Source organism: Chryseobacterium sp. WG23, assembly GCF_024586575.1.
Taxonomy (GTDB): domain Bacteria; phylum Bacteroidota; class Bacteroidia; order Flavobacteriales; family Weeksellaceae; genus Chryseobacterium.
This window is the reverse complement of the sequence record NZ_JALCZE010000018.1, coordinates 1-19,187: the sequence shown is the minus strand read 5'-3', so window position 1 is coordinate 19,187 and position 19,187 is coordinate 1. Positions and strand designations below refer to the sequence as shown.

Annotated in this window: 11 protein-coding genes; 4 read left to right on the top strand and 7 right to left on the bottom strand. The window is 38.9% G+C overall.

Going from position 1 to position 19,187, the window contains the following annotated elements; all coding sequences use genetic code 11:
• Nucleotides 1–92 precede the first annotated feature (92 nt).
• Entirely contained in the window at nt 93–881 is a 789-nt protein-coding gene (locus MP477_RS21965) for a helix-turn-helix domain-containing protein (protein ID WP_257192173.1), read from the top strand.
• A gap of 178 nt (nt 882–1,059) precedes the next feature.
• On the opposite strand, the gene MP477_RS21960 is transcribed toward MP477_RS21965, so the two are convergent.
• Entirely contained in the window at nt 1,060–12,567 is an 11,508-nt protein-coding gene (locus tag MP477_RS21960) for a non-ribosomal peptide synthetase (RefSeq protein ID WP_257192172.1), read from the bottom strand.
• Between the two features lie 270 nt (nt 12,568–12,837).
• Nucleotides 12,838–13,035, bottom strand: a complete 198-nt coding sequence (locus MP477_RS21955; RefSeq protein WP_257192171.1) for a hypothetical protein — start codon at nt 13,033–13,035, stop codon at nt 12,838–12,840.
• A 353-nt stretch (nt 13,036–13,388) separates the two neighbouring features.
• Here MP477_RS21955 and MP477_RS21950 point away from each other — a divergent pair, with 353 nt between their 5' ends.
• Together MP477_RS21950 and MP477_RS21945 are read left to right on the top strand one after the other, a co-directional pair.
• Complete coding sequence (locus tag MP477_RS21950) at nt 13,389–13,946, top strand: Crp/Fnr family transcriptional regulator (RefSeq protein ID WP_257192170.1); 558 nt, start codon at nt 13,389–13,391, stop codon at nt 13,944–13,946.
• Between the two features lie 77 nt (nt 13,947–14,023).
• A complete protein-coding gene (locus MP477_RS21945; RefSeq protein ID WP_257192168.1) occupies nt 14,024–14,827 on the top strand; it encodes an SDR family oxidoreductase in 804 nt (267 codons plus the stop codon).
• A gap of 115 nt (nt 14,828–14,942) precedes the next feature.
• On the opposite strand, the gene MP477_RS21940 is transcribed toward MP477_RS21945, so the two are convergent.
• From MP477_RS21940 to MP477_RS21930, 3 genes are read right to left on the bottom strand one after another with little or no spacing between them, the layout of a single operon-like run.
• Nucleotides 14,943–15,311: a VOC family protein gene (locus MP477_RS21940; RefSeq protein WP_230036851.1), complete on the bottom strand. Its 369-nt coding sequence runs from the start codon at nt 15,309–15,311 to the stop codon at nt 14,943–14,945.
• 55 nt (nt 15,312–15,366) lie between these two features.
• Entirely contained in the window at nt 15,367–15,960 is a 594-nt protein-coding gene (locus MP477_RS21935) for a dihydrofolate reductase family protein (protein ID WP_257192167.1), read from the bottom strand.
• Between the two features lie 46 nt (nt 15,961–16,006).
• On the bottom strand, nt 16,007–16,882 hold the full coding sequence (locus MP477_RS21930; protein ID WP_257192165.1) for an alpha/beta fold hydrolase: 876 nt from the start codon (nt 16,880–16,882) through the stop codon (nt 16,007–16,009).
• Nucleotides 16,883–17,169: 287 nt separating this feature from the next.
• Between MP477_RS21930 and MP477_RS21925 the strand changes: the two genes are divergently transcribed.
• Nucleotides 17,170–17,313 carry a hypothetical protein gene (locus tag MP477_RS21925; RefSeq protein WP_230036856.1) on the top strand — a complete coding sequence of 48 codons (144 nt, stop codon included), beginning with the start codon at nt 17,170–17,172 and terminating at the stop codon, nt 17,311–17,313.
• A 426-nt stretch (nt 17,314–17,739) separates the two neighbouring features.
• Here the strand turns inward: MP477_RS21925 and MP477_RS21920 are convergent, their stop codons facing one another.
• On the bottom strand, nt 17,740–18,723 hold the full coding sequence (locus tag MP477_RS21920; protein ID WP_257192164.1) for a terpene synthase family protein: 984 nt from the start codon (nt 18,721–18,723) through the stop codon (nt 17,740–17,742).
• 37 nt (nt 18,724–18,760) lie between these two features.
• Nucleotides 18,761–19,187, bottom strand: a 427-nt coding sequence (locus MP477_RS21915; RefSeq protein WP_257192163.1) for a terpene synthase family protein, incomplete at its 5' end; no start/stop codon positions are given.

Here is a 19,187-nt window from a genome sequence, read left to right as displayed (position 1 = left end):
ATGATTCCGCTTATTAACTTTGATACAAAATTATCGCACTCAGCTCTGTGTTATTTTATATAATTAGCCTATTTTTTGTTAATTTTGGCCAGATGGAAATTTTAAAGGAACTTAACAGAATTATAGATCAGTATCAGGATTCTATTTTGGTTGTCCGGCAGCAGACTGAGCAGAAACTACCTGCCCATCAGCATGACAAAGGGCAGCTTTTACTGGTATTTGGAGGAATTGCGTATTTGCAGACTCATGAAAAGGACTTTTACATTCCGTCCAGCCATTATATATGGATTCCTGCCCGCTATCCTCACAACCTTATGTACAATACTCAGGATCTGAACATCATCAATATCTATTTTCCACCGGGAGATCAGCAGGACTTCTATGATAACCTGGGGATCTATCCGGTCAGTAAACTTTTATCTGAGATGCTGTCTTACAGTGAAAAATGGCAGGGAAATTTCTTTTCCGGTGACTGGGAATATGAGTTTTTAACTACTCTAAAGAATCTGCTTCCCAGGGAGAACTTAAAAAGATTTTCTATTCAGCTGCCTACTACTGATGACAGCAGATTAGGGGATATAACAGGTGATATACGGAAAAGAATAAGTGAACCTATAACATTGGAAGATATAGCAAGCCAATCAGGAATGAGTGTTAGAAGTATGACCCGCCTGTTTAAAACCAGGCTGGGGATTTCATTTGTCCAATATTTAAAAATGCTGCGCATTATCCGTGCCATGGAACTGATTAAAGATACCGATCTCAGTATGAGTGAAATTGCCTATGAGATCGGCTATTCCAACATATCAGCATTCAGCAATACATTTCAGCAATTAACCAATATGCGTCCTACTGAATTTAAAGCGATGTCTTCCAAGTAAATTTCTTCAGTTATTGCTAAATTATGAACAGCTATCAAAAAAAATAAAGCCTGCAGCTTTAAAAAACTGCAGGCTTTAATACCCTTTCCACATTATAACAACTGAAAAGAAGCTACTCAAAACTGTAAGATTAAATAACCTATTCTAATCTTGTTTTAGAATTAAATAAAGGCTATAATTATTCTGCCAGCTCAACAATAAATTGCTGTACCAAGGTGGCTATTTCCACAGCACTTTTTTTGTATAGCATTGTAAAATGGTCTCCGGCCACTTCTGCAACCTGTACCGATGTACTGTGGTTCTCCCATCCAAGTGCAGGCAGCTCATGAGATACCCTATTTTCCGCTGCTTTTATTATGATAAGAGGAGTATCAATTTTATCCTCAATAGCATGGCCAAGCATCATGTTGGCTATATTCATATTGATAATCCGAAGTATCAAACCATTACCTTCAGGCTGTGTTATAATTCTATGTTTCAATAATTCAGTAATATCGGGAATCTTCTTTTGAGAAATCAATGTGATCAGTTCAGTATGCAGGTCCTCTTTCCATTCAGGATCTGAAACCGTTAATAAACCATATTTCGCAAGTGAATCCATCACAAAATTCATCACATAACCGGCATTAAAAAACATATCAGGTAAAGTTGTGGCTACATCCAGTATGGAAGCCATTTCTACTTTTTCGCCAGCCTGTTCCAACTGTTTAATCATTTCAAATAATACATGTCCGCCAAAAGAGTGAGCAATAAACTGATAAGGTCCTGTTGGCTGTATTTCCTGTATCCAGCTAAGCTGAAGTTCTGCAATTTCCCTCATATTATACAATGGTTTTTCACCTTCCAGCACCCCCATCATCTGAATACCATACACAGTTCCCAAAGCAGCCAGTGAAGCAGCCAGTTCATCATAACCATCACAATTACCATTTGATCCTGGCAATAAAAATATTTTTTGAGGCTGATGGCTTTTGTTAAGTATTCTAATGTGTTCGTTTTGCATTGCCTTATCAGAGTCTGCTCTTTGCTGATTATTCATCAGGAAAACAGCCTGCCCGGCAATTGTTGTATGGGCAAGTATTTCCTGCAATTGAACTTCATATCCTGCTGCCCGTATACGGCTCAGCAATTGTAATGTAGTAAGTGAATGCCCTCCCAGTGCAAAAAAGTCATCATCGGTACTTATCTCATTTACATTCAATAGCTCCCGCCATATATCTGCCAGCATATTTTCTAGTGGATTTGCCGGAAGAATAAGCTGGCGGGATCCAGAATCCGTTGGTGTGCTAATGCTCAAGGCATTTCTATCTACCTTTCCTGAAAAAGTGAGCGGAATTTGTGACAATAACTGAATATATGCCGGAATCATATAGTACGGAAGCTGTTCTCGTAAATAAGAAATAACATCTTCTTCAGACAACCCATTAACAACTGATACGTAGGCAATTAATCGATTGTTGTGATGCATATCTGTCTGTACCAGTACGGCAGCCTGTTTAATGTCCGGATGCTGAAGCAATACGGATTCTATTTCGCCGGGCTCTATACGGTAGCCACGTACCTTCACCTGATTATCAGCTCTATGCTGATATTCCAGGTTACCATCCGGCAGCCATCTTCCTATATCCCCGGTTCTATACAAGACCGCCCCTGAGACATCAGTGAATACATCAGGTATAAAACGTTGTTCCGTTAATTCCGGGCGATTCAGGTAGCCATCTGTAACTCCTTCTCCACCAATGTATATTTCACCCGTAACTCCGGATGGAAGCACCTGCTGTAATTCATCCAATACATAAACAGATACATTTTGTACAGGTTTTCCTATAGGTATTTTTTTTAAGGATTCCCCTGTATACTTGTACCTTGTGGCAGTTACCGTACTTTCTGTAGGTCCGTACTCATTATAAAAATCTACGTATTGAGACCAATACTCCGCCAGCATTGGTGGACATTCTTCTCCACCCACTACAATCCTTTTAAGGATAGATGACAGCCTTATATGCCCGAGACTTTGTAAGAAACCCGGAGTAAGAACAAGATGAGTGATATTTTGTGTTTTTACGAATTTGCAAAAAAGATCCGGATCATGTAATACCTCATCGTTCGGTACAACCAATGCAGCACCTTTTAATAAAGATAAAAACATTACTTCCACAGATGCATCGAAGGTGAAATTTGTAAACTGTAATGAGCGTTCATCTGCAGAAAAATCAAGCTGCGTGCTGCATCCTTCTATAAGGTTCACCACAGATCTGTGTTTTACAGGCACCCCTTTAGGCACTCCGGTAGATCCTGAAGTATAAATCACATAGGCATAAGAGGAAGAGGACAGTACAGGAAATACATCAGCCGCATCAATACTTGAAACCTCCGCAGTATTTACAAATACAGCTCCAGGAGAAAGTTGAAATACAGGCAGCTGGTGGCCTACTACAATGGTGGCTTTTGTATCATTCAATATCATTAGCATTCTGTTTTCCGGCATTTTAGGATCAATAGGTACATAAGCGGCACCTGCTTTCATAATGGCCAGAATACTTGCTACTGTATTTGCGGTACGGTCAGCAATTACCGGAACATACATACCAGGCTTAATACCCGCACTGATAAACAAAGCAGCCAGCCTGTTTACCCAGTCTTGTAATCTACGATAAGTATATTCTTTTTCTGCCGTTACCAGTGCAATCTTATCGGGATGATTTTCCGCGGCTTTATCAAAACCGGAAGAAAGTGTACTATCTTGTGAGAAAATGGCTCCTGAATTGTTGAGATCTTTAATAAGATAATCATGCTCTGCCATTGGTAACAGCAGCTGCTTCTCTATCTTTTGTGTTGCCCGGTGACGGAAACAGTCCAGCACATAATCGAAGTAGTATTTCAGATCTCCGGCTGTTTTGCCACTTTGAAGCATTCTGGAAAGGGAGAAAACTATTTTCATATCATCTCCCGTAAGGCTTATGGAAAAATTAAGAAATGTATTTGCTACACCGAAGCTGGTGTCGGTAAGCGATTCTTTTCCTAATTGTACATTGACAAGATCTTTTTCAAGTTCATCATAAATATGAAAATTGATAAAATTAAAAATAACATCAAAGAAAGGGTTTTCCTTGGGTGAAGATTCTCCATTAATGCGTGCAATTTCTGCAAGAGGTGTACGATCATGAATTTCCAGTTGTTTTAACTTATCTTCTACTGTTCTGAAATACTCTATCCAGGATATATCAGATCCGGGCATATCCAGTACAAATGGTATTGTATTGAGAAAGCATCCAAGCAATTTATCTCCGTCTTCTACTATAGGCCGGTTGTTGGCCACCAGACCAATTGTTATTTTGCGTCTGTAGCTAAGCATACTTGTTACGTAAAGACTGATTCCCAGGAATATACCTTTCAATGACAGTCCATACTCCTTGGTCAAGTCTTTCAGGTGATTTAGTATCTGAATATCATATCCAACAACAACATTTTCATAGTTCTCTTCGTGAGTAAAGATATCAAGCCGCTGATGATCTTCCATTTCAGTTTGCCAAAAAATATGGTCCTGTGCCTGTTTCTTCCTGCTCATCTCTTCTTTTACAAAATCGCGATAATGACCATTCAGCCGTGGAAGTGGCTGATGTACCGGATTCTTTTCCAATTGTAAATACAGGTTAAATAACTCTGTATTAAAAGCTGCCACACTCCAGCCATCCAGTATAGCATGATGAAACTGCAAAATAAAAACAGTGCCTTCATGCCAATGTAAAAGAGCTGCACGCCATAAAGGGCCTTCCTGAATATCAAAAGATTTCACACGTTCCTTTTCCAGATAGATGGTCAGATATTGCTTTACCCCATTTATATCCTTATCAGACAAATCCAATTCTTCTACCATCACCGGTATACTTCGTGACACAGCCTGCAATCCCGTTTCATGAAGCCCGAGATGAAAAGTAGTTCTGAATGTTTCATGTTTGTCAACCATTAGCTTTAAGGCACTCTCAAAAAGCAGTCTATCTATTTTCCGTTCTACAGGATATAGAAACTGATCGTGGTAAATAGATGAATCCGGGTCGCGTAATGAAGCGTAGATCATCCCATTCTGAATACTGGTCATAGGATAAACAGACTCCAAGTTACCTCCTGAATCAAGTAAAGGCAGGTATTTTTTTTCCAGATCAGACAGTTCTTCGGTTATATCTTTAAGGACTTCATTAGTATTCTCATAATTAGTGTTTTCCAATAAAACAGCCAGATCCCGAACGGTACGTGTCCCATAGATATCTGCGACACTTATTTCAACACCGATCCTATTCTTGATACGGGCCGCTACTTTTACAACACGGATGGAGTCTCCTCCAATTTCAAAAAAGTTATCAAGGACACCTACCCGTTCTATACTCAATATTTCCTGCCAGATATCAGCAAGTACAATTTCCATTGCAGAAACAGGCATCTCATATCCGATACTTCGTTTTCTTTGCTGATCCTCAATCTGCGAAAGAAAGCCTCGGTCCGTTTTTCCATTAGAAGTCACGGGCATATGCTGTAAGGCAATTATATCGGCAGGTACCATGTACTCAGGAATAGTACGAGCTAGCGCTTCTTTTATTTGCTTTTGCATGACCGCTATAATATCTGAGAAAAGAGGTATATTATTATATGCTGAATGATAGTTAACTTCATACAGAGGATCGACAAAATCAGCTGTAGGATTCTGCTCTAATAACACATTAACACACAGAGGATCTACAGCAGGCATCATGCGTATATGATATCCTTTTTCGGAAGCTTTCTTTAGGAAGGCTGATATTAACCCGGTTTCCTGGGAAGGCTGCCCAACAGCATGGCGTAAATCACGGACATTTATTGTTGTTTTTTCCGTTAATCCCGTTACCAATTGCTGTTCTTTCCAAAGTCTGTAATTTGGCATATTGCTTATTGCCACCACAGGGAAACCATTTTGTATCCACTTTTCAGGGTCAGTTTTCATCAGATTCCAATCCATCCATTCCGGTTTCAACAGCTGCTTATCTGTTCCTATATGAAGAATTACTGTAAAGCGGTACAGCGTACGTTCATTATTTTCATTTCCAGTTTTCCAACGGATATCTACGTGGGTTATATCCGGAAACCTTTCTGTGAGCTGATAAAAATAATCAGGAGCAAAACATAATTCTTCCTCTTTCATCATTTCCTGATCTACCAGCCAGCGAAATTCATCAATCCCTGTATGTTCTTGTATTTTATCCAGACAGAGACGGGATTTAAAAGTATGTAGCAGGCGATAATCTCTCACATCTCCGATAATAATACGGCCATATCCATTGAGACGTGTTATATTGTCCAAAATAATATCTGTAAGATAATCTTCTCCCGGAAAGTATTGTATTACCGAGTTAAGTACTATTGTATCAGCACCTTCTATTTCATTGGATCTCATTTCATGGGCAGCACAGGCATGCAGCTGTGTGGCAGGGAAATTATTGGGATCATCTTTGTGGCTGTGCAATTTTTCGATGGAATGATGTGAAAGATCAATTCCTGTGTATTGTTTAATATGAGGTGCCAGCCGATCATAAAGCGAGCCTGTACCACATCCTATCTCAAGCACATGCTGTGGCTGGTGTGCAAGAATTATCTGACTACTATCATTGAGCCATTCTTTCCTTTCTGTTTCAGGAATGGCTTCTCCTGTAAAAGAATCATACCAGCCGGTGGTATCAGATACTGCCGTTCCGTCATCTGAATATTTTTTATCATACGTTTCTTCAAAGTGCCTCTGCCATTTATTCACATGATCCTGATAAAGAAACTTCTCAAAGTTTTTTACTTTGCTTAGATCAGGCACATAATAGCAAACCAATTTTTTATCTGACTGATCCTCTGAGTTTTTTATAACAACACAGCTTTCAGCGACTTCCGGCAATTTATTTAAGGCATGTTCTATCTCACCCAATTCAATACGGTAGCCACGTATTTTTACCTGATGGTCTATACGGCCCAGGTATTCTATCGTTCCATCTTCTAACCATTTTCCCAAATCGCCTGCTCTGTACAGCTTTTCATGTTCGTCTTCACTGAACGGATTCCTCACAAACCGTTCTGCAGTAAGCTCTTCTCTATTCAAATATCCCGTGGCAACGCCCTCACCGGCAATACACAGTTCTCCCGGTACACCAATAGGAACTGGCTGCAGATTCTTATCCAGAATGTAAGCCCATAATGTAGGAATTGTTTTACCTATAATACTGCCGCTGCCATTCATCTCTTTTTCTGTAATTTCCTGATAAGTAACATGTACTGTAGTTTCTGTAATCCCATACATATTGATTAATTTGCAGGCAGGGAATAATTTGTGCCAGCCCTTTAAACGCAACGGATGCAGTGCTTCCCCCCCAAAAATAACATAACGGACTCCTAAGGAAACCGGATTCAGTAGAATATACTCCTGTAATACATAAAATGCTGAAGGGGTTTGATTAAGAACTGTTACTCCCTCATTAACCAACAGCTTCGTAAACGCCATGGTATCACGTGCTACAGTACGAGGAACAATCACCAGACGACCTCCGTAAAAAAGAGCTCCATACATTTCCCAGACAGAAAAATCAAAACAATAAGAATGGAACATGGTCCATACATCATGCTCATTAAAATCGTACAACGGAACAGAAGTCATAAACAAACGAACCACATTACGATGAGGAATTATCACTCCTTTAGGGCGGCCTGTAGAGCCGGAAGTATAAATAATATAAGCAGGCTGCCCCGGATCACAGGCAGGTAAATCAGCTGTAAGTCCGGTGACGTCCCAATCACCATCCACACAAATTAACCGGGATTCGTATATTTTTTTTACTACAGGCAATGTACGTTCTACGACCAATACAACAGGCGCATTTGTATCATTCAGAATAAAACCAATACGATCTTCAGGATATTCGGGATCTACAGGAATATATACACCACCGGCTTTTAATATTCCCAGAATACCGACCATCATTTCCAAACAGTGACCTGTACATATTGGCACCAATGTTCCTTTATCAACACCTGCAAGCCGGAGATGCACCGCAAGCCTCGTAGACTGTTCGTCAAGTGTACGATAGCTGAGATCTTCTCCTTCAAAGCTAACCGCAATATGATCAGGGGTCCGCATCACCTGATCTGCAAATAGCCCCACAATGGTTTGCTGGGTAGGATAAGTGGCAGGAACACCACTGAATGAATATAGTAACTGGTCTGTTTCAGCTGTGCTTAGCATCGTCATTTTACCGATAGGCCTATCAGGAGCTGTAACCACGGATCGCAATAACGTTTCAAAATGCCCCAATAAGCGTTCAATAGTAGAAGCCTTAAAAAGATCATTGCAATACGCTACATCTGCATATAACCCATCCCGGGTTTCATGTATTGAAAAATGAAGATCGAACTGGCTGGTACGGTAGCGGTGGCTTATGGGATCAACCATTATTTCGTCGAGCTTATTCATTTCCATATCCGGAGCATTCTGTAATACGAATACTACCTGGAAAAGAGGGTTTCTGCTGGTATCCCGTTCTTCCTGTACCTGATTTACAACCCTCTCAAAAGGTACCTCCTGATGGTCATATGCTTCCAGAAGTGTTTTTTTGACACGTTGTAATGCTTCACGGAAACCAGGCTGCCCACCCAAATCGGTACGTAAAGCAAGCGTATTTACAAAGAAACCAATCAACGGTTCAAATTCCTGCTGCAAACGACCTGAGATAGCACCACCAACACAAATATCATCTTGAGAACAATAACGGTGTAACAATACTTTAAATGTTGTAAGCAGTGTCATATATAAAGTGACATCCTCTTTTACTGAAAATAATTTTAACTGTTCTGTAAGTTCTTTGTCTACCCTGAACTTCATAGAATCACCACGAACACTTTGTTTTGCAGAACGAGCGTAATCGGTAGGCATATTCAGTAAAACCACACCATTGAGTTTGCTTTTCCAATAATCAAGCTTCTCAGCCAACACGGCTTCCTGCTGACGCTGCCAAACCGAATAATCCTTATACTGAAACGGTAGTGCTGCCAATGCTGGCTCTTTACCTTGCCGGTAAGCCCGGTAACAAGTATCAAGTTCTTTTGTTAAAACAGACAAAGACCAACCATCAGCCGCAATATGGTGAATATTGATCACCAGTATATGTTTCTGTGAAGAAAGTGGAATAAGATGTGCGCGGAGCATATGTTCATCAGATAAATCGAAAGGTCTGATTACCAGGTCATCCATCAGAAACTGAACACTTTGTTCATCTGAGGCTGAAAAATCATCTTCATACATATCGATCTTCCATGTATTTCTTTCCAGTATATGCTGATAAGGTACGCCGTCATCCTGGCGAATCACAGTACGCAGCACTTCATGACGGTCAATCATATACCCCAGTGCTTTTTCCAGTGATGGTATATCAAGCTCACCTGTGAGCCTGAATGCTAAAATGATATGATATTGTACGGAACCATGCAAACGATCAAGGAACCACATCCTTTCCTGACCAAATGACAATGGCAGTTTTCCTGTGTGATATTCCTCTGACCTGATAACTTTCTCTGTGGGTTCCTCCTCCTGCAGTTGATCAATATAGGCCGCAAGACGTTCTATGGTTTTACAAGTGAATAATACGGTAGGTGCCACACGCTGTCCCCATTCGTTTTTAATAAAAGCACTTATACGCATGGCCATTAGAGAATGGCCGCCCAGGTGGAAAAAATTATCGCGGATACCCACTTCCGGTACCTGCAGTAAATCCTGCCATACTTTAGCTAACCTATGCTCTGTTTCATTACGCGGTCTGTCACTCTGCTCCACTACCGTGTTTTCAGGAATGGGTAATGCCTTTCGGTCTACTTTGCCGTTAGAATTGAGTGGAAGTGCTTCCATCAAAACAATATGGGCAGGAATCATATAGTCCGGCAGCTTCATTTCAAGCCATTGCAACAATAGGTCTTTTTTATATGGATTTTCCGATTCAATAACGTAAGCAACCAGCTGAAGAACACCGGTAGCATCTGGTCTGGCCATAACCACAGCCTGTTTTATCATAGGTGACTGAAGTAATACAGCTGTTATTTCTGCCGGTTCTATACGGAATCCCCTGATTTTCACCTGATCATCCGCACGGCCTACAAAAAGAATATTTCCGTCCGGTAACCAACGCACCAGGTCACCGGTTCTATAAAGTTTTTCACCCTTATTTTCTTTAAACAAATGTGATACAAAAGCAGCATCAGTAAGCTCTGGTTTCTTATAATATCCATTAGTTAATCCCGCACCTCCCACATACAGCTCCCCGGTAACTCCAATGGGAACAAGCTCCTGATGTTTGTTAAGAATATAAGCACTCCGGAAATTCAGTGGTTTGCCAATAGGAACTTCTTCAGGTAAATTATTATTACCGATTAAATATCCCATTGAAAAAGTGGTATTTTCAGTAGGTCCGTAACCATTTACAATTTGTAAGTTTTTACAATGAGCAGCCACCTTCCGGGCATGCTGAACAGAGAAACGTTCTCCACCAACAATAACTGCTGTTAATGTTTCAAATATCGAAACATCGGTATCCGCCAGCAAATTAAACCATCCTGTAGTAAAAAACATTTTAGTGACTTTCTGCGTACGAATAATGGATTTTAATGTTGCGGCATCCATCAATTCTGCTTTGGTGGCCATTACCAGTGTGCCCCCTTTTAATAATGCTCCCCAATATTCAAAAGTACTTGCATCAAAAGCAAAAGAACCACCAGCCAATATACAGTCGTTCGCTGTAATCGGAAAATAATCTGTTGCTTTTACTAAACTGACTACATTTCGGTGGGTCACCATTACTCCTTTAGGTTTACCCGTTGAGCCCGAAGTAAACATTATATAGGCCATGTCTGTGTTTTGAATGGCAATATCTGTTATTGCTCCTGAATGCAGCTGCAGGCTGTCTATACATATAATTTCCGGGGCAATAAACCGTGAAGCATAATGAAGGGTGGTCACCACAATTTTGCTGTCTACTTCTTCCATCAACACCTGTAATCGCTCAGCAGGAAGATCCGGTTCAACCGGCACATAAGCAGCCCCTGCTTTAAGAATTGCTAAAATAGTAATCATCAGTTCCGGTGTACGTTCCATACATAAAAGCACAGGCATACCAGGCTTTACTCCTTTTTCTTTGAGGTGTACAGCCAGTGCATCAGAAAGTGCCGCCAGTTTTGAATAAGTAAATCTTTTTTCACCTGCAATTACTGCAACAGCATCAGGCTGTGCAGCAACCTTTGCAGCAAACATGGAGATAACGGTATCTTCAGAAGTATATATTTCTTTGTTGTTTGAATACTGCTCCAATAACGATAATTCTTCAGAAGGCAGTACCTGAATATTTTTTAGCTGAGCTTCAGGATTATAGCTGCATTGCTCAAGAATGTATAAAAACCGGCTGGCAAAAAGCTGTATCTCTTCGGGAGAAAAATAAACTTTGTTATAAATAAACTCTAATTGCAACGGCTGATTGTTACCAAAGTCCCTCCAAAATATTTCTAACGGAAGTGTCTGATAATTGTTTCTCACCAGTTTCAGGTCTGAAAGCATGTCTTGTCCAAAGTCCAGTGCAAAATCAAGTCTTCCATGATTCACAATAATCTCAAAGGGAGATGTTTTTTCTTCATCAACGGAGAATAGCGTGGTAAAATCGGAAACCATGTAGCGGTAATGCGGATAGCTTTCCTTTTGAGCTGCCATTATATCTGCCAATAATTCATAAAATGATTTCTCCGGATCATATTGACAGGAAAATGGCAGGATCCCGGAAAACATTCCTACAGAGGAACGTTCGAAATCAGTTCTCCTTTTATGCAATGTTACTCCAAGGGTAAAGGTATTTTCTTCGGTAACCTGACCAAGATAAATAGTTAATACTGCCAGCGAAAATGCAGATAAACCAGCCCCTACCCCTGCACCCTTTTTTAAAGAATCCAGGTAAGCGGTCTGTGCAGTATTCAGTTCTATGGTATATAATCCACTGGTCTCTTTTCCTTTTATGGGATATTTCTTGTCAAGTAATGAGGGAAGAGGTTCCGTAAATTTATTTTTCCAATATTCTCTGGTCTCTTCATAAACATGAGATTTATAGCACTCATCAGCAGTTTTCATCAGTGTTACATAAGATGGACCTTCTTTTATCCTACTAATGGCCGATGTATTTTCCCGATAGTATTGTGCAACTTCTTTAAGCCAATTGGATAAACCGAAACCATCTAAAATGATATGATGATAATGAATAAAATACCAATATGTATCATCATTAATCTTTAATAAATAGTGTTTATGGGGATAGTGCCCCGGCTTCAGTACTATGGGTATATTTAGCTGTTCCTGCATCCATATCAATGCAATTTCTTCTGATTCTCCGCTAAAATCCTTTTCCGTAAACACTGTTGAAGGAAGCTCTGCCACAAGAATTGCCGTTGAATCTAAGTCATCAATATCAAACTGTAACCGGAACACATCATAGGCAAATAACATTTGTTTAACAGATGAGAAAAAAATGTTTTTATCCAAAGGACCTTTTAATGTTAAATAGCAACCCTGGCTATAGCGCAGACTGGTCGGATTCATTACCTGGTCAATAAAAATATCTCGCTGTGCGGGATGTAAAGGATAATGGATTGTACTCATTTAGATATTAGTTTAAAAAAATTAACAGATATATGTTTTTATTGTCTTTATCATTTATATTTTTAAGATATATCCATTTTCAGCAATGCTCTGCATTACGAAATTTTCAAATGGATGTCCTGAATTCTTCGTGGATTGATTTCCTTGCCGGATATATTCTGACCCGTCACTTGATTTTTCAAATGTGCCGGTTTATGCTGCAATAAAGGTGCAGTACCAATGGCAAGCCCTGCATTCATCTCTTTACGAGAGACTCAGAAAAGAAAACTACTACAAAATACCTGACGTGATAAATGCATAGGCGATCAGCTTGCCAATGTCTTTTATAAATTTTGTTGAAGCAGTGTGGTTATGTAGAGAAAAGCCTTCCAGTCCTTCAGCATTTAATCTTCTTCTATTGATCAGGTAGCCTATAGTACAACCTGTAACAAAAAAGAAAACGTCCATAATAAGAAAGGTATAGTTCATGATTTTAGTTTTTTGATGCGGCATAAAATTAACAAATTAACTCTTACAGTGGTGATATTTTTAAAAAAAAATCATTGTAATAATCACATTTTGTTAAACATATCCTTAGTATCAAAAGTTAGAGAGAAAGATAATTTCTTTTCTTTGAGCCATTCAGATTCCTGATATGTCCTATTTTGTACTTCTGAATCCATCTGATCGTAAAAGGAAAACTTCTATTTCTATTAGGGGCTATTAAAAAACAAAAAGTGTAAGAATATTACTATTGTTTAACATTATAGATTGGGCTTTTCAAAAAGATTCTTTATCAAATGGTAATTTGTCAGACAATAATTATTGTTAATTTTATGGTAATGAAAGACTTTATAGAATACCTATTACTGTTTGGTAACCTGAACCAACAGCAAATTGAACTGATCACAAGCAAAGCAAAAGAAATAGAACTTAAGAAAGATGAATATTTTGCAGAAGCAGGAAAGGTTTTGAAACAGGTAGCCTTTGTTACTGACGGTATTTTCCGTATTTGCTATTACAATAATAAAGGGGAAGAAATTACCAAAATTTTCATAGAAGAAAAGCATTTACTTTTTAACCTCAAAAATGTACCTTCTACAGAATATATTCAGGCGGCAACAGATTGTCAACTTCTTATATTTTCCAATTCTGACTGGAAGGAAATTTCCGACACCATCATCGGCTGGGAAACTATCATTCAAAAGATTACCAATAAATCGCTGGTTCAAAAACTGGAAAGGGTAAGTCCGTTAGTATCACAGGATGCCACCACCCGCTATTTGGAATTTATGGAAAAATATCCTACACTTGTCAACCGTATTCCCCTTTCATACATCGCTTCCTACCTGGGAATTACTCAACAATCGTTAAGCAGAATAAGAAAAAACATCCGTTAAGTTGCTTTTTACCAAATGGTAAACAGGTCTATTTTTAAACGATGCATTTTTGCAGTATCAATTGTAAAAATTTAAAAATGAACAACACAATTTTCATTACAGGGGCTTCTTCAGGATTGGGAAAAGCAACCGCCCAATTATTTGCCTCAAAAGGATGGACTGTAATTGCAGCAATGCGACGACCTGAAAAAGAAACAGAACTTACACAGTTAGCCAATGTTCATCTCTTGAAATTAGACCTCAGCAATGCCCAGGAAATTGCTAACATAGCACATGAAGCAGAGAGAATAGGCCCGGTAGACGTGCTGTTTAATAATGCAGCATATGGGCTTATGGGGGCTTTTGAAGGAACTACCGATGAACAGCTGGCTCAGCAAATTAACACCAATTTTTTGGGAACCATGCTTATTACAAAAGCATTCCTCCCCTATTTCAGAGCAAGAAAAAACGGAACCATTATGACTGTAACCTCTTCTACCGCAAACATTCCTTATCCATTTGTGGCCGTTTATGCCGCAACAAAGTCTGCACTGGAAACATGGACAGAAGGAATGAGTTATGAATTAGACGGGTTGGGTATAGTCATCAAAACAATAGTGCCCGCTTATATGAAGACCGGTTTTGGAAATAATGCACAGATGGTTACCCATGAGGATTATCACGAAGTTTTTAATCAATATATTACAGCAATGAGAGGAGATGCAGCCACTCAGGGTGATACTCCCGAAAGTATTGCAGATATTGTTTACGAAGCAGCTACAGATGGAAAGAAACAATTGCATTATACCGCAGGTAGCCTTGCTTCATCAGAATACACCTGGTTAAGAAAAGACGGAATTGATACTGTAATCGACAGTATGAAAAAAAGATTTTTCGGATAAGAAATTTCCATTTTCCATGCCGGGGGCAAGAGTTTTACCCCCAATATGTTATTTTTCAAAATTTCTCAGATTACCACAATTCCCTTTACCTTGAAATTGTTACGTGCTTGTATTGCTATTGCGTTTGCTGTACATTGAACACCGTGCCTGCAGGATCGGTAATCCAGTGCATATTTTCAGGAAGCTCCTCAATTTCGTCACAGGTTTCCACACCGTTTGACTGCAGATATTTTGTAGCTTCTTCTACATCAGGAACAGTAAGCTGTAACCAGGTTTCGGAATGCGTGTAGTTGTCCACACAATCTAACCATATTATATTACTGCCGAATTTCACTTCATGTGTTCTGGAAACAGTGGGATTAGCAATGGGCTTTTCTTCAACATCCAATTTCAAAATATCCCTGTAAAAAGCCACTGTTTTTTCGTACTTATTTTTAGGAATTTTTATAGCTATATTAATTCCTGCCTCAAATTTTATATCCATAGTATATATTTTTAATGGTGATTCCAAAATTAAACAGATAAGTTCTCACTCTTGGCTAGATTTCAATATTACCTGTTAGAACCTCGCCGTCACGTTTATAGTTGGCTATGATTACCCCTTTTGATGTCACATGGCTCTCTGTCAGGACAAAGGTTGCCGGAACTGCATGATCGTCAAACAGTCTTTTTCCTTTACCAAGAATCAGCGGATAGATTTTAAGGCGAATTTCATTTACGAGGTCGTGTTTCAACAACAGATGAATAAGCTCACTGCTTCCCCAAACCTGGATATCAGCTCCTTCAGACTGTTTAAGATTCTGTATATCCGCCAGATTCCTGAGAAAAACGGTATGTTTCCAATCAGATTTTTCCATAGTTTGGGACAGTACATATTTCGTTCCCTCATTAATAGCGGGCCAGAAGTTAGCATGATCCGGCCAGTAGGATGAGAAAATGTCAAATGTTTTCCTTCCTAAAAGATAGTCAGCCTGCTTCATTTCTTCCTGCATGATCTGACCAAAAAGCTCATCCCCATAAGATACTGTCCAGCCACCATATCTGAAGTCTCCGGACACATCTTCTTCAGGACCTCCGGGCCCCTGCATCACACCATCCAGTGTGATCATTGATAGAACGGTTATATTTCTCATATTGATCTGTTTAATTAATATATTTTTTATTCCAATTTGATCTAAGTTACTTTAAAAAGCTGTTTAAGTAGCTTAGGATCGTTGCAGTCTGCATCATCAGGGTAACGTGTCCCTGTCCCGGAACAATAGCCAACTGAGATTTCGGCATGGGAGCCATATCTGCAGAGATGCCACCTCCCAGTAGCTTATAAGTTTTTGCCAGCTCCGTTTTATCCAGTCCATCATTATCACCGGCTATAATTAAAACAGGTGCCGGAATTTTCGAAATATTGGAATCCCCCAGATCAAAAGGCTGCCCTGCAGATGCAATCATTTGCTCCAGAAATTTTATCCATTTTGTTTTATCGGGAGCAACAGCATTATAGGCTTCCTGCATAGGGCTGTTCATAAAAAGTTCAGGTTTCATTGCCTTAAAAGCATTTCTTACCTCGGGAACCCACCCGGTACTTTTATAGGTAGCAGAAATAATTACCAGCTTATTTAGTTTTTCAGGGCTTTGTATGGCAAACTGGTAAGCCACAGCTCCTCCAAAACTATACCCTATTACATCTGCCTTATCTATTTTAAGGTAATCCAATACCCCTTTTACATCACTTGCTAAAGTAGTATGTGATAATTTTCTGTCTGAAAATGGGGTATGTCCGTGTCCCTGCAATTCTACAGCAATTACCTTATGGTTCTTAGACAAGTCCGGGATCAGTTGCCCCCAGTTCATATCAATCGTCATAAAAGCACCGTGTAATAATACAATGGGCTTGCCCTCACCATATACTTCATAATATATTTTGCTGCCGTTCACAGGCACATAACCACTGCCGGACGGAGTTAGTTTTTGTCCATATAATGTTGTTACCGTAAACATAATAATAAGCATTATGAATAATAGTTTAATAAACTTGGAGGATTTAAATAAATTTTTCATAGTATGATTTGGATTTTGTTCATCAAAAAACTGTTAATCAAAATTACCAACTTGCTGTGAAAACTCACTTGTCACAAGACAAGATTTTATTCGGATGAAATCATTTTTTTGCATTTCGTTTAAACAGATACTTTTTCAGGTGTTCAGGGCATCTTTCATTTATTTAATTAATAAATTTTAACATAAAATACCATTCAAACAAAATCAATAAAGAGAAAAAATTCAGAATAATATTACTTCAGTTCACAAAATTTGATTAATTTCGAATTACAAACAAGCTTATTATTATGAAAAATTTAAAAAAAATCCAAAGACAGGAAATGAAAGCAATTAAGGGAGGAATCAACTGCCCAGGTGGTCAGATATGCTTAATCAGCGGAAAATGGCAATGTATGCCATATGACGGATGTGGTGGTGGAAACCAGCCTTAATTGTAAGTTGAACCCAATTAATTACTTTATTATGAAAAATTGTAAGAAAATTTCAAGAGATCAGTTAAAGAGTATTAATGGTGGAGCATCAGGTTGTTCCGAAGCATGTTGCCCACCTCCGGGAATAAAAAGATGTCCGTGGGTGATATGTGTAGCCCCATGTGATATATTAAGTTAACAACTTAAAAGGTATTAATACATACCATTCAGAAATAAATAAGCCTTGGAATTTTTTGATTCTAAGGCTTATTTTTGTGCATGAGCGGGAACGATAATGGAATATCAGATTCTACTTTTGAGATTCTTGTGCATATCAATTAACAGGAAATCAGTGAAGATTTTATTATTTCTCATTACACTGAGCAACATAACTCGTTGAATACGTACATATACTCAATAATGGCACGTTCTTCATTGAATTTTAAATTATACTGATGATGTTCCATATTCAGGTTTTGGAAATTCTCCCGGAGTTTTATAGCGGGTAGATCTCCCTTTATGGTACCATGCTCCCAGCCCTGAAATCATTAAAGCCATATTATGAACAAAACGGTCCATATTCTTTTGATGCAAACCGAAATCAGGAAGATTATTCTGTAGCTCTACAAACTCCTTTACATAATTATCATGAATATTCATTGCCTCAGTGCAAGCCTCTTCCAATGAAACTTTATATTGGTTTCTAATAACAAGTATAATATTGAGAACTTCCGTATCGACAGCCAATTCTTTTTCTATTGAAGCGAAATCATTCTGGATTGCCATGATACGACACATCAGCATTTTTAACCGTTTGATAACGGGATGCTCAGATATAAAGTTCGGAATTATAAAATTGATAGACGGCTCAACCAGATTTACATAAGGGTATATAGAAATAGAATACTCACAGACTAGCAACAGGGTATCCAGAGCAGGAAATTGTTTTTTTAACCTATAAGGTATTTCTTCCATCATACCATAAGTAGTAAAGTTATAAAAGTCCTTTGTCCACCGATGAAACCAGTCATCATTCACATAGGGAAGAAGCTCCTCTCTGCTTAAAGCAACCTGTCTTATTAAACCTATATCATCAGCCTTGGGTTTCTGCCCCATCATTACATCCATGATATAATCCCTGATATCAACAAGCTGATGGACAGGACACAGCTTATGGTAATCATCAAATAATGTAAACCATACAATAAATCTGGCCATAGGTCTTACCAGTTCCTTACTACTTGCCGCAGGAAACATATACGATGCAGTCTCTACCAAACCCTGATTTTTGTATTTAGTACGGGCAACTTCGGACATGAACAAATAATCTGTATCAATCCAACCATTTTGTTCTTCATAAAATGACTGTGAGAAGGGTCCTATTTCATAAGGCCAGGGATATTGTAAAACAGAAATATCTTTTTGCTTCATGATTAAATGTTTAAGGTTATTAATAATGCAGCGCTTACTAAATTTCTTTTTGAGTCTGGCTTTGGCTCAACCTTTCCTTTAGTTCCAGGGCACTCGGAAATTCAGTTTTATTATAGCGGTCAAGTTGGGTTGATATATTTTTCCATCCACTGAGCACCATACTCATATAGTGTACCCAGTTTACAACGGCATCCTGCCATATTCCAAAATCAGGAAGAGAAGCCTGTAGTTCTATGAATTCTTTCAGATCTTCATTATGAAGGCGCAAATCTTCAAGACAGGCTTCTTTCAAAGACATCTGACGTTCATGCTGGATTACCTTTACGATATTGTAATAAATACTGTCGGTTGCCTCATCTTTCAATACAGACTGTACTTCATTGAAAAAGGTAACCAGATGACAGGCCAGTGTCTGTAAACGGATGATCACCGGGTGCTCATGGATCTCCTTCGGAAGAATAATT